Here is a 15,400-nt window from a genome sequence, read left to right as displayed (position 1 = left end):
AATGTCCGGAAATATCTTCAATATAAATTACAGCAAACACTTTCTACAAAATGGACTTGAAATAATACTTTTTCAGGATAGAACTGTACCGACAGTATCAGTAAACATCTGGTATAAAGTAGGTTCAGCAAATGAAGTTCCGGGCAAAACTGGTTTTGCTCATCTGTTCGAACACATGATGTTTCAGGGTTCCAAGCACGTGCCTAAGGAAGGTCATTTCAAATTCATCGAGGAAGCAGGCGGGAGCTTAAATGGCTCAACTTCATTCGACAGAACAAATTATTACGAAACTGTACCGGCAAATTATCTCGAACTAGCGCTCTGGCTCGAATCTGACCGTATGGGTTTCTTACTCGATGCGCTAAACCAAGAAAAGCTCGACAATCAGAAAGAAGTCGTAATGAATGAGAGACGACAACGCTATGAAAATCAGCCATATGGACTGGCATGGGAATTAATTTTCTCGAATCTCTTTCCGCCAGATCACCCCTACTCGTGGCCTACCATCGGCTGGATGAAAGACATTGAAAATTTCAGTCTCGATGACGTTAAGGATTTTTTCAAGAAATATTATAAACCTTCTAACGCAACGCTTGCTGTTGGCGGGAATTTCGAAAAGGAAGAAGCAATTGATTTAATTGTTAAATATTTCGGCGAAATACCAGGTGGCGCTAAACCAGAATTACCTGTTTCTGAACAGATTTCGTTGAGTAAAACAAAAAAAGTTGTGCACCCCGATAATATTGAGCTCCCAAGAATTTATTTAGCATGGCATTCCGATAAAATATTTGGAGACGACGATGCCTCGCTTGATATTCTTGCCGATGTTCTATCGTCAGCTAAAAGTTCACGCCTTCAAAAGTCGTTAGTCTTCGAAAAGCAAATCGCACAAGATGTTAATGCATTTCAGTTTTCCGCTCGTCTTGCTGGTGTGTTCATTATTGTGGCTACTGCAAAGCCAGGCGTTTCAACAAATGAACTAAAAGAAGAAATTTTCCGTCAAATTGATCAATTAATAAAAAGTGGAATTACTCTTGAAGAGCTAGACAGAGCAAAGAACTCTATAAAATCTCATTACGTTTATTCGTTACAAAAAATCGACAACATAGTCGACCAGCTTAATCTTTATAACTATCATTTGGGTGAGCCCAACTCGTTTGAATATGACCTGGAAAGATATTCAAATGTAAGTAGCTCTAAAGTGCAGCAAACTGCAAACAAATATTTATCCAACGACTATGTAGAATTGCATATCGTTCCGAAAGAGGGAGGTTTAAATGTTTGACAGATCAACACCACCTAAACCCAAATCAAAAATCGATTTCAATCTACCCGAAATAGAAAAATTTAATGCGGGTAATAATATAATTTATTATTCTAAAAAAGTTAAACTACCAATTGTACAGCTTAACATTATCATAGAAGTGGGTAGCTGCCTGGATCCAGTTGACAAAAAAGGCCTCGCTTTACTGACTTCGTTGTTGATAGACGAAGGAGCAGGTAAATATGATTCATTCGAACTAAACGATGAATTTGAAAAGCTGGGTACGGTTTTAAGTATCAATGTAAATCACGACACATTCTCTTTCTCGATGCTTTCATTAAGTGAAAATTTTGAAAAGTCGTTTGCCCTCCTTACAGAAATTTTAAATAGTCCCAGTTTGAAAGCCGAAGACTTCGAAAGGGAGAAAAAGAAACTCAAGAGTAAAATCATTCAACTAAAAAAAGAACCTTCTTACATCGCGAACACAGCATTCGACAAAATAATTTTTGATGGCACCTATTACGCATACCCAGAAATTGGATATCTCGAAACATTGGAAAACATAACGATTGATGATGTAAAAGAATATTATCAAAAATACATTCAAAATAATAGATTAAATTTAACAGTAGTAGGTAATGTATCTAAAGATAACATCGTCAGCCTGGTAAACAAAAATTTTTCTGGCAGGCAAGAATTAAACAACGAACAGTTTATAGAACCTACTTTAGCACAAAAGACAAAAATATACATTGTCGATAAGAAGGAAGCTCCTCAAACTGAATTAAGAATTGGTCACATAGGTAGCAAACGCAACGAAGAGACTTATTACTCGATAAAATTAATGAATACAATTTTAGGTGGCGACTTTTCGAGCAGAATAAATTTAAATCTCAGAGAAAAAAAAGGATTTACCTACGGAGCCGGCTCAGTATACAATTATCATAAAAATGCCGGATTTTTTGAAGTCTTTACTGCCGTTAATACTGAAAACACTGGCGAATCGATTTATGAAATAATCAAAGAAATTAATGGTATTAAAGATAAAATCGAAGAGGACGAGATTAATTTTGCCAAATCGTATCACACAAAAAAGTTTCCTTCACTTTTTGAAACTTATACTCAATTAGCAAAAAATATCACACCGTTAATAATACATAAACTGGATACGAATTATTATCAGAATTACATTGAAAAAATTAATTCAGTCAAAGACGAAGAGATACTTAATGCGGCAAAGCAATATTTGCACCCGAATAATCTTGTTATTGTAGCTGTTGGAGACAGGAATAAAATTTACGATCAAATAAAAGGATTCGGTGCGGAGATTCTTATAATTGATGAAACTGGTAATGTCTTAGAGACCAATTAAATCACAGGCACTATTCTGTATCCCTTTTTGCGGTATTTGTCGAATTCGGGTTTGATAACCTTGAAATTTTCTGGGGTGATCAAAAACACTTTAGTTTTGTCACCTGTTTTATCTTCGCAATAGTATTTAAACCGTGAGACTAATTCGTCTTTATCTTCATCGTCAAGCAGTATAAAATCAGAATTAATTTTTAGTGCAATCCCTTTCTTATTAAACTTTTCCTCGACGTAATTAAAAACCGGTGAATTATAGAGTTCAGAATTTTTATCAATCATAAAAAAAAGCGCGTGGGGGAAATCGATTCTAATTTTGTCAATTGCATTGTCGATAACTTTTTTATGCGAACGAATTTTGATTCTATAATCAGATGAAATTTCGTCATTCATTAGTACGACATAATCTTTATCGTATTTATCGATCGAATCGGCGGCAATTTTAGATTCCTCAGAAGGAATAAATCCGACAGCGAAACGATACGGCATATTGAGTATATCTGTAAATTCGGTATTGTCAGTTTCCACATCATAAAATATAAAAGCCAGATTATTTTGTTCTCTTTTAATTTTAGGGTCGGGAATTAAATCCGCCAGTAATTTCAGTTTTTCATTCGAATAGACGCGGAGTTCCGTCTCTCCGTAGATCTTTTTTTCTTCCGACACAAAGCTTGTCATATCATTTTCAATGGCATATTCGAGGTCTCTTAAGATTAGAGGAATCGGCAAGTCCTCTGGCAAATGTACAATGATTTTATGATGAATCGAATCTTCGTTGCTTATTTTTATTTTCTTTTTACTAATCCAATCTTTATCAATTCCGTGGTTATCCAAAATTGCGTTAAAAACCGAGTCGATAACTTGTACCTCGAATTCTCCAACCACATGGTCAATGCTATTGTTCTGCTTATTTAAGAATAAGTCGACGGATAGATTAATAATTAGTAATATGACAGCAGTTCCGATAAGATAATAGGTTAATTTATAATTCATGGATTACTTGGTAAGTCTTATTTGTTTTTAAATTGCGCTTTTCTTTTTTCGATAAATGCAGAAGTTCCTTCCTTAAAATCTTCAGTTTCTGTACAAAGCGCAAAAAGGCGGCTTTCATTTTTCATTTCTTCCTTGCGTAGAGTCGAATTCGTTCTAACGGATTCAAGTGCATATTTAACTATCAGACTACTCTTAGAAGCGATCTTTTCGCCAATATTTTTTGCAGTTTCGAGCAATTCTTCATGCGGTGTAATTTTGTTTACAAGTCCTATTCTTAATGCTTCGTTTGCATCGATCATATCTCCCGTCAAAATCATTTCGAGAGCTTTTGATTTGCCTGTAATTTCCTTAAGACGCACAGTACCACCATAGCCAGGAATAATTCCAAGATTAATTTCAGGTTGGCCGAAACGCGCGTTTTCCGATGCAATTCTTATATGACAGGACATTGCCAATTCGCATCCGCCGCCGAGCGCATATCCATTTACTGCAGCTATGACAGGCTTATCAAAATTTTCTATATAATTAAAAATGTCCTGACCGTTCCTTGAAAATGCTTCAGCTTCATCTTTGTTTAATTTATTTAGTTCTGTTATATCGGCTCCAGCTACGAAGGCTTTATCGCCCGAACCCGTAATTATCACCACTGCAATAGACGAATCTTCTTCGATCATGTTAAAAACAGTACGCAGCTCATCGAGTGTCCCGATATTTAATGCATTCAGCTTGTCAGGTCTGTTAATTTTTACGATTCCTAATTTTCCTTCCCTGTTGAAAATTATGTTTTCTAAATCCATCTTTTCTTCCTCTATATTTTAACAAATATTGGGATTGTAGCTTTAAAGACAAACGACAGATACTGATTGTCCGGCAAATAGTTATAATACGTCATTACATCAAGAATAAACATTGAAAAGCCTCCACCAATTTGAAACCCAAATTTCGATTTACCTTCGGTAAAATTCTGCCTGTTTTTATCTTCTTTAAAGATATGAGAATTTTCAAAATATGAATATTGAATACCCGCATCAACCAGCGGCATAAGCAAGGCAACGTTTTCTACAAGTGGGGGGAAATAATATCTTATTCCAGCAGCCAGAAAAATCATATTACTCGAATAAGATGCATAATCCGTTTTCTTGTAGAGCGTTTGTTTACCTGGGTAATGCTGATATCCAAGCGTTGAGTAAAAAAAGAATGGGACCAACAAATTATCTGTGTAGAGGAGTGAAGTTTCCGCTCCTACACCAATGTTATTCTTATCGGAAAAATTTCCAACTGGGAACTTCGGGCCAACTCCTAACGACATAAACAAACCTTTAGCATCGCCGAAGCTCGTCGGTTGCGCATTATTTGTTACTGAAAAAAATAATAACATTAACAGTAAGAATATCTTCATTTACACACCAAATAATTTGGTTCCGACTCCGAATTTATAAACCAATTCGCCGCCGTAATATGCAGTAGCAATTATTAACGCCATACCAATAATAGCAAAAAAAAGAATAAATAAATTGTGATAAAACAGGTCTTTGTTTTTCTTAATTGTATAAAATCGATAAAAAAGGAGAGTAGAGCAAAGCCATATGAAGAGTGAAGAATAGAGCTCGTGGCGCTTTATAGTCTGTTGCAATTCTGTATTTTGAATTATTTTTTGATTTATTTTCTGGGTTTCCATATTACCAGTCAATACGGCTGCAGTTGAAAAAACTATAACCAGCAATAAGAAAATTAGTGCCAATTTACTCATATTCTTTTTACCGGCAATAATACCCGCAACATCGACAACAAAATAGACCGAATACAATACAATCGGGAAATGAACAAAGAGTGGATGAACAGTTTCCATAAAATTTCCTTTCCGATTAGCCGCAGAGCACACTACCGCCATTGACATTAAGGATTTCGCCGTTGATATGCGCTGCTAAATCAGATGCAAGAAATAAAACAGGTCCAGCTATATCTTCCGCAGTTGCAATTTTGCCAAGTGGAATAGTATTAATTATTTCCTGTTTATATTTTTCGTCTGCAAAAACTTCATTGTTCATCTCTGTATCAACCCAGCCGGGGGCTACAGAATTAACAGTGATACCAAACTTTGCCAGTTCAACAGCCAACGATTTTGTAAACGAGATCATACCGCCTTTTGTGGCAGCGTAATGGGAATGGTATGCTTCACCGCGTTGCCCTGCCGTAGAAGAAATTAAAATTATTCTGCCGTATTTATTTTTTTTCATATACGGTATAACAGCTTTTGTAAATAAAAAAGCCGATGTAAGATTAATCCGAATAATTTCGTTCCATTTATCGAGAGTTAATCTGTCAATCGTACCATCGTTCCAGATGCCTGCATTGTGAACAAGTATGTCAATTCCCCCAAAATCTTCAGCCGTCTGCTCAACCATCTTGAATATTTCATTTTCAGATTCCATATCCACGCGATAAGCTTTTGCTTTCCCCTGAAGTTGTGTCTCTAATTTTTTTGCACGTTCGACTGCAGTTTTATATGTGAATGCTACTCTTCCGTTGGCATGCGTAAAATATTTCACACATGCCTCGCCTATTCCGCGTGAACCACCTGTTACTATGGCCACTTTATTTTTTAAATCGATCATTGTACCTCACTTTATATAAAAATAAACCTTTGGCAGGCAAAGCTTCGCCCGCTGCAGTTCTATCCTTTTCTTCCAATATTTTTTTTAGGTATTCAATACTATAATTATTAATAGCTGCTTTCAACAATGTACCTACAATAGAACGTACCATACCGTGTAAAAACCTGTCGGCTGTAATGGCAAAAAGTGTAATGTCTGTTTTTCTGAACCATTTAATTTCTCTAACTTCACAAAATTTGTTTTGTACAGAAGACCCGGCCTTACAAAATGATGTAAAATCTATCTTTCCGCAAAATACACTGCTTATAACATTGAGAAAGTTTATATCAATGTTACGTATGGGCGGATACAAATAGGAGTATCTCAAATAAAAAGGAGATTTTATGTGACTGAATAAATAAATATATTTTCGTTCCTTCGCATCGTATCTTGAATGAAAATTTTCATCTACCTGTTCAATTTTTTTAATTGCTATATCTTCTGGCAAAAGAGAATTTAAAGAATAGGTAAATTTATTTATATCAATTTCCTTTTCATATCTAAAATTTGCAACTTGTCCCAGAGCATGTACTCCTGAATCCGTCCTTCCTGAACCAATAAGATTAACTTTTTCTTTTAAAATAATCTCAATAGCATCAATTATTTTTTGCTGCACAGAAATTTTATTCCTCTGTACTTGCCAGCCAAAATAATTAGTACCGTCGTATTGAATAGTAAGTTTATAATTGTACATTATTGCTTAAAAAATCAATGCATTTCAAAATTACATCAAATGAGATTGATATACTAATACTTTCTTGTTGTTTTTTTTATATGATAACATTAAATTGCAAAAAAATTGGGCAGCAAGAAAAATAAAATTTATGGCTCAACATAACTAAACAAATATACTTATTAACAAATTGAGGGGTGAGTATGAAAAATAAGATACCACTTCTATTATTAATCCTTTTGCTTCCCATTAATCTAATGGCACAAAACACATTCAGAATTATGGGAACGGTAACCGATACATACGGAGAGCCGTTGATCGGCGCAAATGTCTATATTCCTGCCCTAAATGCTGGTGCTGCTACGGATATGGCAGGAAAATATGTAATAGAACTTTCAAAGGAAATCGCTAAAGGACAGCAAGTAGTTCTAAATGTTACGTATGTGGGTTATAAAGCCCAATCAGTAACATTAACACTTGCTGGGAATTCCATCCAACAAGATTTTGTATTGGAAGAAGATGTATTTGAAAGTGAAACAATCGTCGTTACAGGTATTGCATCGAAAACTTCCAAAGCAGTAGCCGAAGTTGCAGTTTCGAGAGTTCCCGCTGCTCAGCTAGCCGAGATACAAAGTTACCAGGGATTATCACAATTAGTCTCAGGTAAAATTGCCGGTGTTCAGGTTGCACCTTCATCTGGAAATGTCGGCGGCGGATTCCGTTTCTTCGTAAGAGGTGGCGGCGGATTGAATGGTGATGAACAACCTGTAATTTACATCGATGGTATACGTGTAGAAGATGCAGAAATTGAGGGCTATGGTGTTGGTGGTCAGGGTTCGAGTATTCTGGCTAATTTGAACGTACAGGATATCGAAAATATTGAAGTACTCAAAGGACCTGCCGCAGCTGCAATGTATGGTACAGACGGTTCGAATGGCGTTGTGTTGATTACAACAAAATCGGGAAAACTGGGCGCAGGTTTAAAACCTTACTCAATTACCTATAAATATGACTACGGTTACAATACACAGGCATACAAATTCAAAAAAGACCGTTTCGAAAGTGCTGATCGTGCAAATGGTATTTATCAGGACGGTTTAATTAGAAATCACTATGTTAATTTCTCCGGCGGCACTGGTGTACTTCGTTATTATGCTTCTTACGAAAATCGGCTCGAAAATGGCATTCTTCCTAATTCCTCTATGGATAGGTCGTCGGTAAGATTAAATCTTTCGGCTTATCCGACAGAAAAATTGACATTCCAATTAAACTCTGCGTTCATATTTAACGATATTCAGCGACCGAATAATGATAACAATATATATGGCTGGTTGGGTAATACATTATTACGTCTCTGGTATTTCACAGATAGCACTTCGGTAGCCAGTATAAAAGATCTTAACAAAAACAATCAGTACCTTGGCTCTTTCAAGATTACCTGGAAACCGATTGAGAACCTCGAACTGAATGCTGGCGTAGGCATTGACGACAACGATTGGCGTCAGGATCAAATATTCCCTGTTACTGGCAGCTATTCAACTATCAACAAGGGACAAAAAAGCATTTATAACAGACACAATCGTCAGTTTACGTACGATTTAAATGCTCGTTATAATTATGACATAGCAAAAGAACTGAAAGGCTCATCCGTAATTGGTAGCCAAATACTGGACAGCAAAGTAACAACAAGTTTTATGTCTGCCGAAAATTTTGGTAGTCAATATATTATGAATATCGGTTCAGGTCTGACGATTAATGAATACGACGAAGGATTCAGCCATCTCCGCCAGGCAGGCATCTATATTGACAACAATTTCTCGTACAAAGATCAGTACTTTTTGACCCTGGCTATTCGAAGAGATTATGCCAGTACAATAGGTGAAAATGCACCTGCTATAACATATCCGAAGGTAAGTCTCGCCGTAAGAATGGATAAATATGATTTCTTCCCGGAATTCTTTGACCTATTTAAGTTAAGAGCAGCTTATGGTGAAAGTGGGCAACTTCCAGGTACTGATGATGCTATACCATTACTCTGGCAAGCATATAACGGCGGAGCAGGTATAGGTGGCATTTTGAATTCAATCGGTAATACAAACATTGAACCTGAAAGAATTAAAGAATTCGAAATTGGTTTTGATACAGAATTCTTAAATATGTTTGCACTCGAATTTACTTACTTTAACGGCAACGCAAAGAACTCAATAATTTACAAAAACAATCCACCTTCATCTGGACTTACTGCCAGCACAGTGCCTTTCAATATTGGCGCAATGAAGAATCACGGATTTGAAACACTGTTGCAAATAAACCCGATTAAAGGGAGGGATTATAATCTGGACGTAAATATAATCTGGAATTACCAGACAAACGAAGTAACTGATATGGACGGCCAGGAAATTCCCGATGGATTTGATGTAAATTATATTAAAGAAGGTATGAAAAAGCATGAGTTCTATACTTTTAAAACAGTCGGTGCTCGCTTTGATGAAAGTGGTAAATATTTAGGTCCCCAGGTTTCAGAAGATCGTGTAGACCTCGGTAATCCAATTCCAGATCATACAGGCTCAATTAGCTTTAATTTCCGCTTCCTGAAGAATTTTAACTTATATGCCCTGGCAGAATGGGGACTGAATAACAAGGTTTATAACCTCACAAGACAATTTGCAATTCAATTCGGCAACGATACTGAATATAATATATTGAGAGCTAAATTGGGACTTTCTTCTTCTCATACCGAAGTAACACCACTTGAAGTTGGTTCTCCCGAATATAAAGCTGCTGCAGAACAATATGCAAAATTGTCCATTAGTTACGACGGCAACTTTATTGAAGATGCGGATTATTTTACAGTCAGAGAAGTAAGTTTGAGTTACGACTTTACTGAATTGTTTAGTCAGTACTTACATACCTCTACTTATCTCCAGAGAGTTGTGGTAGGATTTTCTGTACGCAACCTTCTTAAACTGACTAAATACAGCGGCGCTGACTACGAACTTAATTTTGATGGCGGCAGAAGTCTTAGCCGCGGCAGCGACTTCCTGACATTGCAAAATCCAAGAACTTATACATTCTGGGTACAACTCGGATTATAAAAAGGGAGAATTTAATATGAAAAGAAAATATATATCATTGTTATTTCTCTTCGTATTTACAGCTCTATTTGTATCTTGCGAAGATTATGTATCGAACGTAGATCCCCTTGTCGATGCGGTTGAAGACGAGGTGTTAACTAATGAATCTGAAGTCCAGTTTCTTATTATTGGCATTCAAAATGAATTTGCTCTTGCTACAGATGATTTATTCATAGCCGCTGATGGACTTTCAGATCAGCTTTTCTTTACAAGAAACGTTCCCAATGCAACCTACCCAACTTACGAACAAATTGATATTGGAGAAATACTGCTGGATAACAATTCGATCGATAATGCATTTGATCCATTACAAAGATTTCGTAAATATGCCGATACTTTGATTGCACGTCTGGATAAAATTACATTCCAAGATACCGACTTACAAAAAGAAGGATATTTTAATGCTTATTTGTACGGTGCAATAGCAAGATATTATCTGGCTACATACTTCGGATTGACAGAAACACAAGGAGGCGGAGTAATCAATGTTGGGCCTTTCATACCTTCAAATCAGATGTATGATCTGGCAATTGAACGATTTAAGACAGCCTTAACTTACGCACCAGGAGATTACGAAACTCGCCTTGTGAATTCTCTCATTGCTCGCTGCTATCTCTTCAAAGGCGACTACGTCAATGCAGCAACATATGCGCAACAGGGTCTATTAAAGGGAGATGCTCCACTCGAAGCCAAATATAGCACGCTTAGCGACAATAACTATAGAGTACAGGCTGGTGAATTACGCTCCCAGTTTGTAGTAGATTTTCGTTTCAATCAGTATATAAACCAGGATCCCACAGAAGCAGGTCGTATCCAATTGAAGACTCGTAAAGGTGGTGATGGAGTAATTTATTATTATCAATACAAATACAAATTGGATGCAACCGGTCTGGTATCAAGCATCCCAATCATGACATGGCAGGAAAATAATTTAATGAAAGCCGAATTAATATTGAGAGGCGCAATGTCCGGCGATGCAGTTGCTCTTGTCAACGAAGTAAGGGAGTCACATTCAGTTTCAACTATTAGCACAATCAGTCTCGACACTACTTCGCCATCAATAGTAGAAGAAAGGGATAAAGAACTTTTCTGCCAGGGAATGAGGCTCCCCGACCAGAGAAGATTTAATATTTTCCATATGCCGGGTAAATGGCAATACCTGCCTATTACACAGAACGAAAGAGTGAGAAATCCCAATCTTCAATAATCTTTAAGAAGGAGGCGGATTTAATTCCGCCTCTTTTTTTAGAAACTCTTTACAAAGTTTAATTTAAAGACGGAAGGCATATCGGGGTTGTTTTCCACTTCGAAAGAAAGATCCCAGCTTAATGATTTATTTAAATTCCTGTTATGAATTGCAACAAGCCGCACAGCGTTAATGGCGCTAATTATTCGATTCAAAATTAATGCTCCAACAGCGAATCGCAGGTTATTATATGCCTGCTCGCTCGACTTCCATAATTCCCTATATTTACGTCTGTCTTCGTTATTGTTCCATTTCCAGTAATGTGTATCTATATTATAAGCATATGCAAAGTTACGATTTAATTCCTGTATTCTGTTATAATCATCAATATTCATATAGATACCAATGGAAGCATAATAAGTATCGTCTTTTCCTTCTGTTGAAATTCCTCCGTTGGAAATGGCAAAAGCTTTGTAATCGTCTTCTTTCCATTTACCGTAAATACTATATCCACTATAAACCATCCATAGAGCTGCATCTGCCGCTGTAAAATAGATACCACTACTGTAATCCCCAGCGTAGAGTTCACCCATTCCGGGTAATATCAACGAATACAGAATTGCCAATCCAGCGCTCTTTTTAGACTGAAACACTTCGTCAGCAACCAAACTATATTTTTTTGTTTCCATCGATTGATAACTTTCGGAATACTTAATTTCAAGAAGACTTCCTGAGGGCTGCCCTGCAATTATTGACGAGAACATTAGCAACAAAAATATTCTTTTCATTTTTAACCTACTTTTGTTTTGAAAGAATTAGTGATTAAAGAATACTCACCGGTAGCAATGTTCTCATCAATCTCCTTTATTTTTACTTTGACGAATTGATTAATTAAATTTTCGTCAAAAGGAATTTTCACACGTACGTAATTTGATGAAAATCCTTTAATAAAGCCATTATTATTTTCACTTTCGAACAGAACTGTTAGACTTTTCCCTATCATTTTACGGTAGAATTCGTTCCTTTTTTTATCACTTAATATTCTGAGCATATTATTGCGTTTTTTTCTGATCTCTGGTGCAATGTGCTCAGGCATTTTTTCGGCTTTGGTGTTTGGTCTTTCCGAATAGGTAAATACATGAAGATATGAAATCGGCAAATCTTTTAAAAAATTATATGTCTCTAAAAAATCATCGTTTGTTTCACCCGGAAAGCCAACAATTACATCCACACCAATACCTGCATCGGGAATGCGATTCACTATTTTATGTATCAATCTATAATAATCTTCTGCTTTATATCTTCTTTGCATCAATTTAAGAATCTTCGGGCTTCCGCTTTGCAGAGGAATGTGAAAATGTTTACAAAGTCTTTCGTCTTTAGCAACCAACTCGATAATTTCGTCTGTTAAAAGATTCGGCTCGATGGAACTAATTCTTATTCGATAATTACCATCTATTTTTAACAAATCGGTAAGAAGTTTGTAAAGATTATAATCGATTTTTTTGCCGTAATCACCTACATTAACTCCGGTCAGAATTACTTCCTTATATCCTTTTTCGAGAAGACTTTTGAATTCGGAAATTACCTCGTCAGGCCTTGCACTGCGACTCCCACCTCTTGCCAATGGAATTGTGCAAAAGGAACACTTGTAATCGCAACCATCCTGAATCTTAAAGAATGCTCTCGTTCTTGAATCGGCTTCGGTGGAATATGAAGTATGAAAAGAATCGAGTTCTTCTGTGGGAGAAACATAAATTTCCGGTTTTATATCTTTTTTGAAATTCTTGAGATAATCGAACAAATTAAATTTTTCCTTGCTGCCAAGTACAGCGCCTACTCCATCAATTCGAGCAATTTCTTCGGGTCGTAACTGAGCATAGCATCCCGTAACAATTACAAAAGCTTCGGGATTGGTTCTCAGTGCTCGGCGTACGATTTGTCTGCATTCCTTCTCGGCACCTTCGGTTACCGAGCAGGTGTTTATTACATAAACGTCTGCAAAATCGCTAAAGCCAACTACTTCATATCCACGGTCGAGAAACTTATCTCCAATAGTTGAAGTTTCAGCGAAATTCAATTTACATCCTAATGTATAAAAAGCCACTTTCGACATGGCAAAGTCTTTCATTTATTCGAAATCTTGTTATGTACAATTTATAAAAAAGGCTGTACTTATATTCAATAAGCACAGCCTTGAATCAATTTATCAATTGCTTTTATTCTGATTTTTCTTCAGCTTCTTTAGATTCCTGTTGAGGCGCTTGAGGCATCTGTGGCGGAATCCGGTCTTCATATAAATTGAAATCTGACGAATCAAATTTACCTGCGTCAGCCTGTTTAATATCATCTACAGATACTTTATCCAGCTTATGTGTAGTGATATATTCTGCTATTTCATCGTCGGATTTCTCTTTCAAGACTGCAAGAGCGCTCAAGACTATTTTCTTGTTCTCTTTATCGAACTCGACAACTTTAAGTTCGAGTGTCGTTCCTACCGGGAAACAGTACGATAGATTTTTTATTTTCGATGGCGACAATTGAGTTGCCGGAATAAATCCGTCTACTCCCAGAGGCAATTCGGCTATCAGACCTTTCTCGATTATACGTACAACTTTGCCTTCGGTTTTTGTGCCTGCTGCATAAACTGATTCAAAGTTGTCCCATGGGTTGGGATTAATTTGTTTATGGCCAAGTGATATTTTACGTTGTTCGGTATCGACACTCAGAACAACAACTTCAATGCTTTCGCCTTTTTTAACGACTTCGCCGGGGTGACGAATTTTCTTTGTCCACGACAAATCGGAAATATGAATAAGACCGTCAACTCCAGGCTCGAGTTCAACAAAGACGCCAAAATTAGTAAGATTTCTGGCAATACCTGTATGGCGCGAACCGACGGGATATTTCTTAACTATATCCTGCCATGGATCCGGCGTCAATTGCTTCATACCGAGAGAAATTTTCTTTTCTTCCTTATCGAGGCTCAAAATAACTGCCTCCACAATCTGTCCCATCGATACGAATTGCGATGGATGACTAATATGTTGAGTCCAGCTCATTTCAGAAATATGGATTAAACCTTCGATACCTTTTTCGATTTCGATAAATGCACCATAATCGGTAAGCGAGACAACACGGCCGGAAACTTTATCGCCCACTTTGTATTTTGCGTCGATATTTTCCCATGGATGTGGCATGAGTTGTTTCAAGCTAAGCGAAATTCGCTTCTTTTCTTTGTCGAAGTCGGTAACGACAACCTTTATTTTTTCATCAAGTTTAACTACTTCGCTCGGATGGTTAATTCTGCCCCAGCTTAAATCGGTAATGTGAATAAGACCATCTACACCGCCGAGGTCTACAAATACACCGAAATCGGTAATGGCTTTTACTATGCCTTCGAGTATCTGTCCCTTTTCGAGCTTGTCAAGAATTTCTTTGCGCTGATCAGAAATTGTCTCTTCGATAAGAACTTTATGCGAAACAACGATATTTTCAGTGGGAATATTTACTTTGACAATTTTAAAATCCATTGTTTGACCTACGAAGGCATCAAAATCTCTAACAGGTCTTATATCGATCTGGGAACCGGGCAAAAAGGCTTCTATACCCATAAGATCGACAACCATACCACCTTTGATTCGTTTGAGTATTTTACCCTGAATTACTTCGTCGTTTTCGTAAGCTTTAAGAACACGCGACCAGACTTTGAGGAAGTCTGCTCTTTTCTTACTCAATACGAGATTACCGTCTTCGTCTTCAAAGCTTTCGATAACAATATCGACTTTGTTGCCAATCTTAATTTCTTCGGTAGCTGAAAATTCCGATTTCGGAATGGTACCGTCGGTTTTATAGCCAACATCGATAACTACGTTATCCCCATGGATTCCGACAATTGTACCCTGAATAATTTCGTCTTCTTTAATATCTCTGAAAGACTCAGAATAAAGCTTGGTAAGCGCTTTAAGCTCTTCTTCTGAATATTCTTCCGGATTGATAAATTTGACGATGTCTGATTGATTTCTTAGATTTTCTTGTTTATCGGACATTAGTCCTCCTAATGTTAACTGCTTACGTCTTTCTGCCATCAAAAAAGCCGAAGCAGTAATAATTTGTTACACATAGAGTTAA

The 15,400-nt window shown here is 36.8% G+C and carries 13 protein-coding genes; 4 read left to right on the top strand and 9 right to left on the bottom strand.

Translation table 11 applies throughout. The features are described from left to right. Position 1 precedes the first annotated feature (1 nt). A complete protein-coding gene (locus ACSSV9_RS06990) occupies positions 2-1,285 on the top strand; it encodes a M16 family metallopeptidase (protein ID WP_437346528.1) in 1,284 nt (427 codons plus the stop codon). Next, entirely contained in the window at positions 1,278-2,636 is a 1,359-nt protein-coding gene (locus ACSSV9_RS06985; RefSeq protein WP_437346527.1) for a M16 family metallopeptidase, read from the top strand. The genes ACSSV9_RS06990 and ACSSV9_RS06985 overlap by 8 nt, the downstream gene beginning before the upstream one ends. Here ACSSV9_RS06985 and ACSSV9_RS06980 read toward each other — a convergent pair. Genes ACSSV9_RS06980 through truA form a run of 6 tightly spaced genes read right to left on the bottom strand, consistent with a single transcriptional unit; the run spans position 2,633 to position 6,970 of the window. After that, positions 2,633-3,622 carry a hypothetical protein gene (locus ACSSV9_RS06980; protein ID WP_437346526.1) on the bottom strand — a complete coding sequence of 330 codons (990 nt, stop codon included), beginning with the start codon at positions 3,620-3,622 and terminating at the stop codon, positions 2,633-2,635. The genes ACSSV9_RS06985 and ACSSV9_RS06980 overlap by 4 nt on opposite strands. Before the next feature lie 17 nt (positions 3,623-3,639). Beyond that, a complete protein-coding gene (locus ACSSV9_RS06975; RefSeq protein WP_437346525.1) occupies positions 3,640-4,419 on the bottom strand; it encodes an enoyl-CoA hydratase/isomerase family protein in 780 nt (259 codons plus the stop codon). 11 nt (positions 4,420-4,430) lie between these two features. Next, positions 4,431-5,021, bottom strand: coding sequence for a hypothetical protein (locus tag ACSSV9_RS06970; protein WP_437346524.1), 591 nt, complete (start codon positions 5,019-5,021; stop codon positions 4,431-4,433). Beyond that, positions 5,022-5,471 carry a DUF2231 domain-containing protein gene (locus ACSSV9_RS06965; RefSeq protein WP_437346523.1) on the bottom strand — a complete coding sequence of 150 codons (450 nt, stop codon included), beginning with the start codon at positions 5,469-5,471 and terminating at the stop codon, positions 5,022-5,024. A 16-nt stretch (positions 5,472-5,487) separates the two neighbouring features. Then, positions 5,488-6,237, bottom strand: a complete 750-nt coding sequence (locus tag ACSSV9_RS06960) for an SDR family NAD(P)-dependent oxidoreductase (RefSeq protein WP_437346522.1) — start codon at positions 6,235-6,237, stop codon at positions 5,488-5,490. Further along, on the bottom strand, positions 6,218-6,970 hold the full coding sequence (truA, locus tag ACSSV9_RS06955; protein WP_437346521.1) for a tRNA pseudouridine(38-40) synthase TruA: 753 nt from the start codon (positions 6,968-6,970) through the stop codon (positions 6,218-6,220). The genes ACSSV9_RS06960 and truA overlap by 20 nt, the downstream gene beginning before the upstream one ends. A 182-nt stretch (positions 6,971-7,152) precedes the next feature. Here truA and ACSSV9_RS06950 point away from each other — a divergent pair, with 182 nt between their 5' ends. Continuing rightward, entirely contained in the window at positions 7,153-10,044 is a 2,892-nt protein-coding gene (locus tag ACSSV9_RS06950) for a TonB-dependent receptor domain-containing protein (RefSeq protein ID WP_437346520.1), read from the top strand. Between the two features lie 16 nt (positions 10,045-10,060). Next, positions 10,061-11,290, top strand: coding sequence for a RagB/SusD family nutrient uptake outer membrane protein (locus tag ACSSV9_RS06945; RefSeq protein WP_437346519.1), 1,230 nt, complete (start codon positions 10,061-10,063; stop codon positions 11,288-11,290). Between the two features lie 38 nt (positions 11,291-11,328). Here ACSSV9_RS06945 and ACSSV9_RS06940 read toward each other — a convergent pair whose 3' ends face one another. The 3 genes from ACSSV9_RS06940 to rpsA form a co-directional block, all read right to left on the bottom strand. Next, positions 11,329-12,057, bottom strand: coding sequence for a hypothetical protein (locus ACSSV9_RS06940; protein ID WP_437346518.1), 729 nt, complete (start codon positions 12,055-12,057; stop codon positions 11,329-11,331). Positions 12,058-12,059: 2 nt separating this feature from the next. Further along, complete coding sequence (gene mtaB / locus ACSSV9_RS06935; RefSeq protein WP_437346671.1) at positions 12,060-13,385, bottom strand: tRNA (N(6)-L-threonylcarbamoyladenosine(37)-C(2))-methylthiotransferase MtaB; 1,326 nt, start codon at positions 13,383-13,385, stop codon at positions 12,060-12,062. Positions 13,386-13,488: 103 nt separating this feature from the next. Further along, positions 13,489-15,318, bottom strand: a complete 1,830-nt coding sequence (gene rpsA / locus ACSSV9_RS06930; protein ID WP_437346517.1) for a 30S ribosomal protein S1 — start codon at positions 15,316-15,318, stop codon at positions 13,489-13,491. Positions 15,319-15,400 lie beyond the last annotated feature (82 nt).

Origin of the sequence: Melioribacter sulfuriphilus, assembly GCF_051488685.1 — a bacterium.
Lineage (GTDB): Bacteria > Bacteroidota > Ignavibacteria > Ignavibacteriales > Melioribacteraceae > Melioribacter.
Note: the sequence above shows the minus strand (reverse complement) of the source record. Positions and strands in the feature narration are given on the sequence as shown.

What these genes read in the sequence shown, in the direction of transcription:
- rpsA (WP_437346517.1), bottom strand. Translation starts at nt 15,318, where the DNA reads ATGTCCGATAAACAAGAAAATCTAAGAAATCAATCAGACATCGTCAAA.
- ACSSV9_RS06960 (WP_437346522.1), bottom strand. Translation starts at nt 6,237, where the DNA reads ATGATCGATTTAAAAAATAAAGTGGCCATAGTAACAGGTGGTTCACGC.
- ACSSV9_RS06945 (WP_437346519.1), top strand. Translation starts at nt 10,061, where the DNA reads ATGAAAAGAAAATATATATCATTGTTATTTCTCTTCGTATTTACAGCT.
- ACSSV9_RS06985 (WP_437346527.1), top strand. Translation starts at nt 1,278, where the DNA reads ATGTTTGACAGATCAACACCACCTAAACCCAAATCAAAAATCGATTTC.
- ACSSV9_RS06975 (WP_437346525.1), bottom strand. Translation starts at nt 4,419, where the DNA reads ATGGATTTAGAAAACATAATTTTCAACAGGGAAGGAAAATTAGGAATC.
- ACSSV9_RS06950 (WP_437346520.1), top strand. Translation starts at nt 7,153, where the DNA reads ATGAAAAATAAGATACCACTTCTATTATTAATCCTTTTGCTTCCCATT.
- truA (WP_437346521.1), bottom strand. Translation starts at nt 6,970, where the DNA reads ATGTACAATTATAAACTTACTATTCAATACGACGGTACTAATTATTTT.
- ACSSV9_RS06980 (WP_437346526.1), bottom strand. Translation starts at nt 3,622, where the DNA reads ATGAATTATAAATTAACCTATTATCTTATCGGAACTGCTGTCATATTA.
- ACSSV9_RS06970 (WP_437346524.1), bottom strand. Translation starts at nt 5,021, where the DNA reads ATGAAGATATTCTTACTGTTAATGTTATTATTTTTTTCAGTAACAAAT.
- ACSSV9_RS06990 (WP_437346528.1), top strand. Translation starts at nt 2, where the DNA reads ATGTCCGGAAATATCTTCAATATAAATTACAGCAAACACTTTCTACAA.
- mtaB (WP_437346671.1), bottom strand. Translation starts at nt 13,385, where the DNA reads ATGTCGAAAGTGGCTTTTTATACATTAGGATGTAAATTGAATTTCGCT.
- ACSSV9_RS06940 (WP_437346518.1), bottom strand. Translation starts at nt 12,057, where the DNA reads ATGAAAAGAATATTTTTGTTGCTAATGTTCTCGTCAATAATTGCAGGG.
- ACSSV9_RS06965 (WP_437346523.1), bottom strand. Translation starts at nt 5,471, where the DNA reads ATGGAAACTGTTCATCCACTCTTTGTTCATTTCCCGATTGTATTGTAT.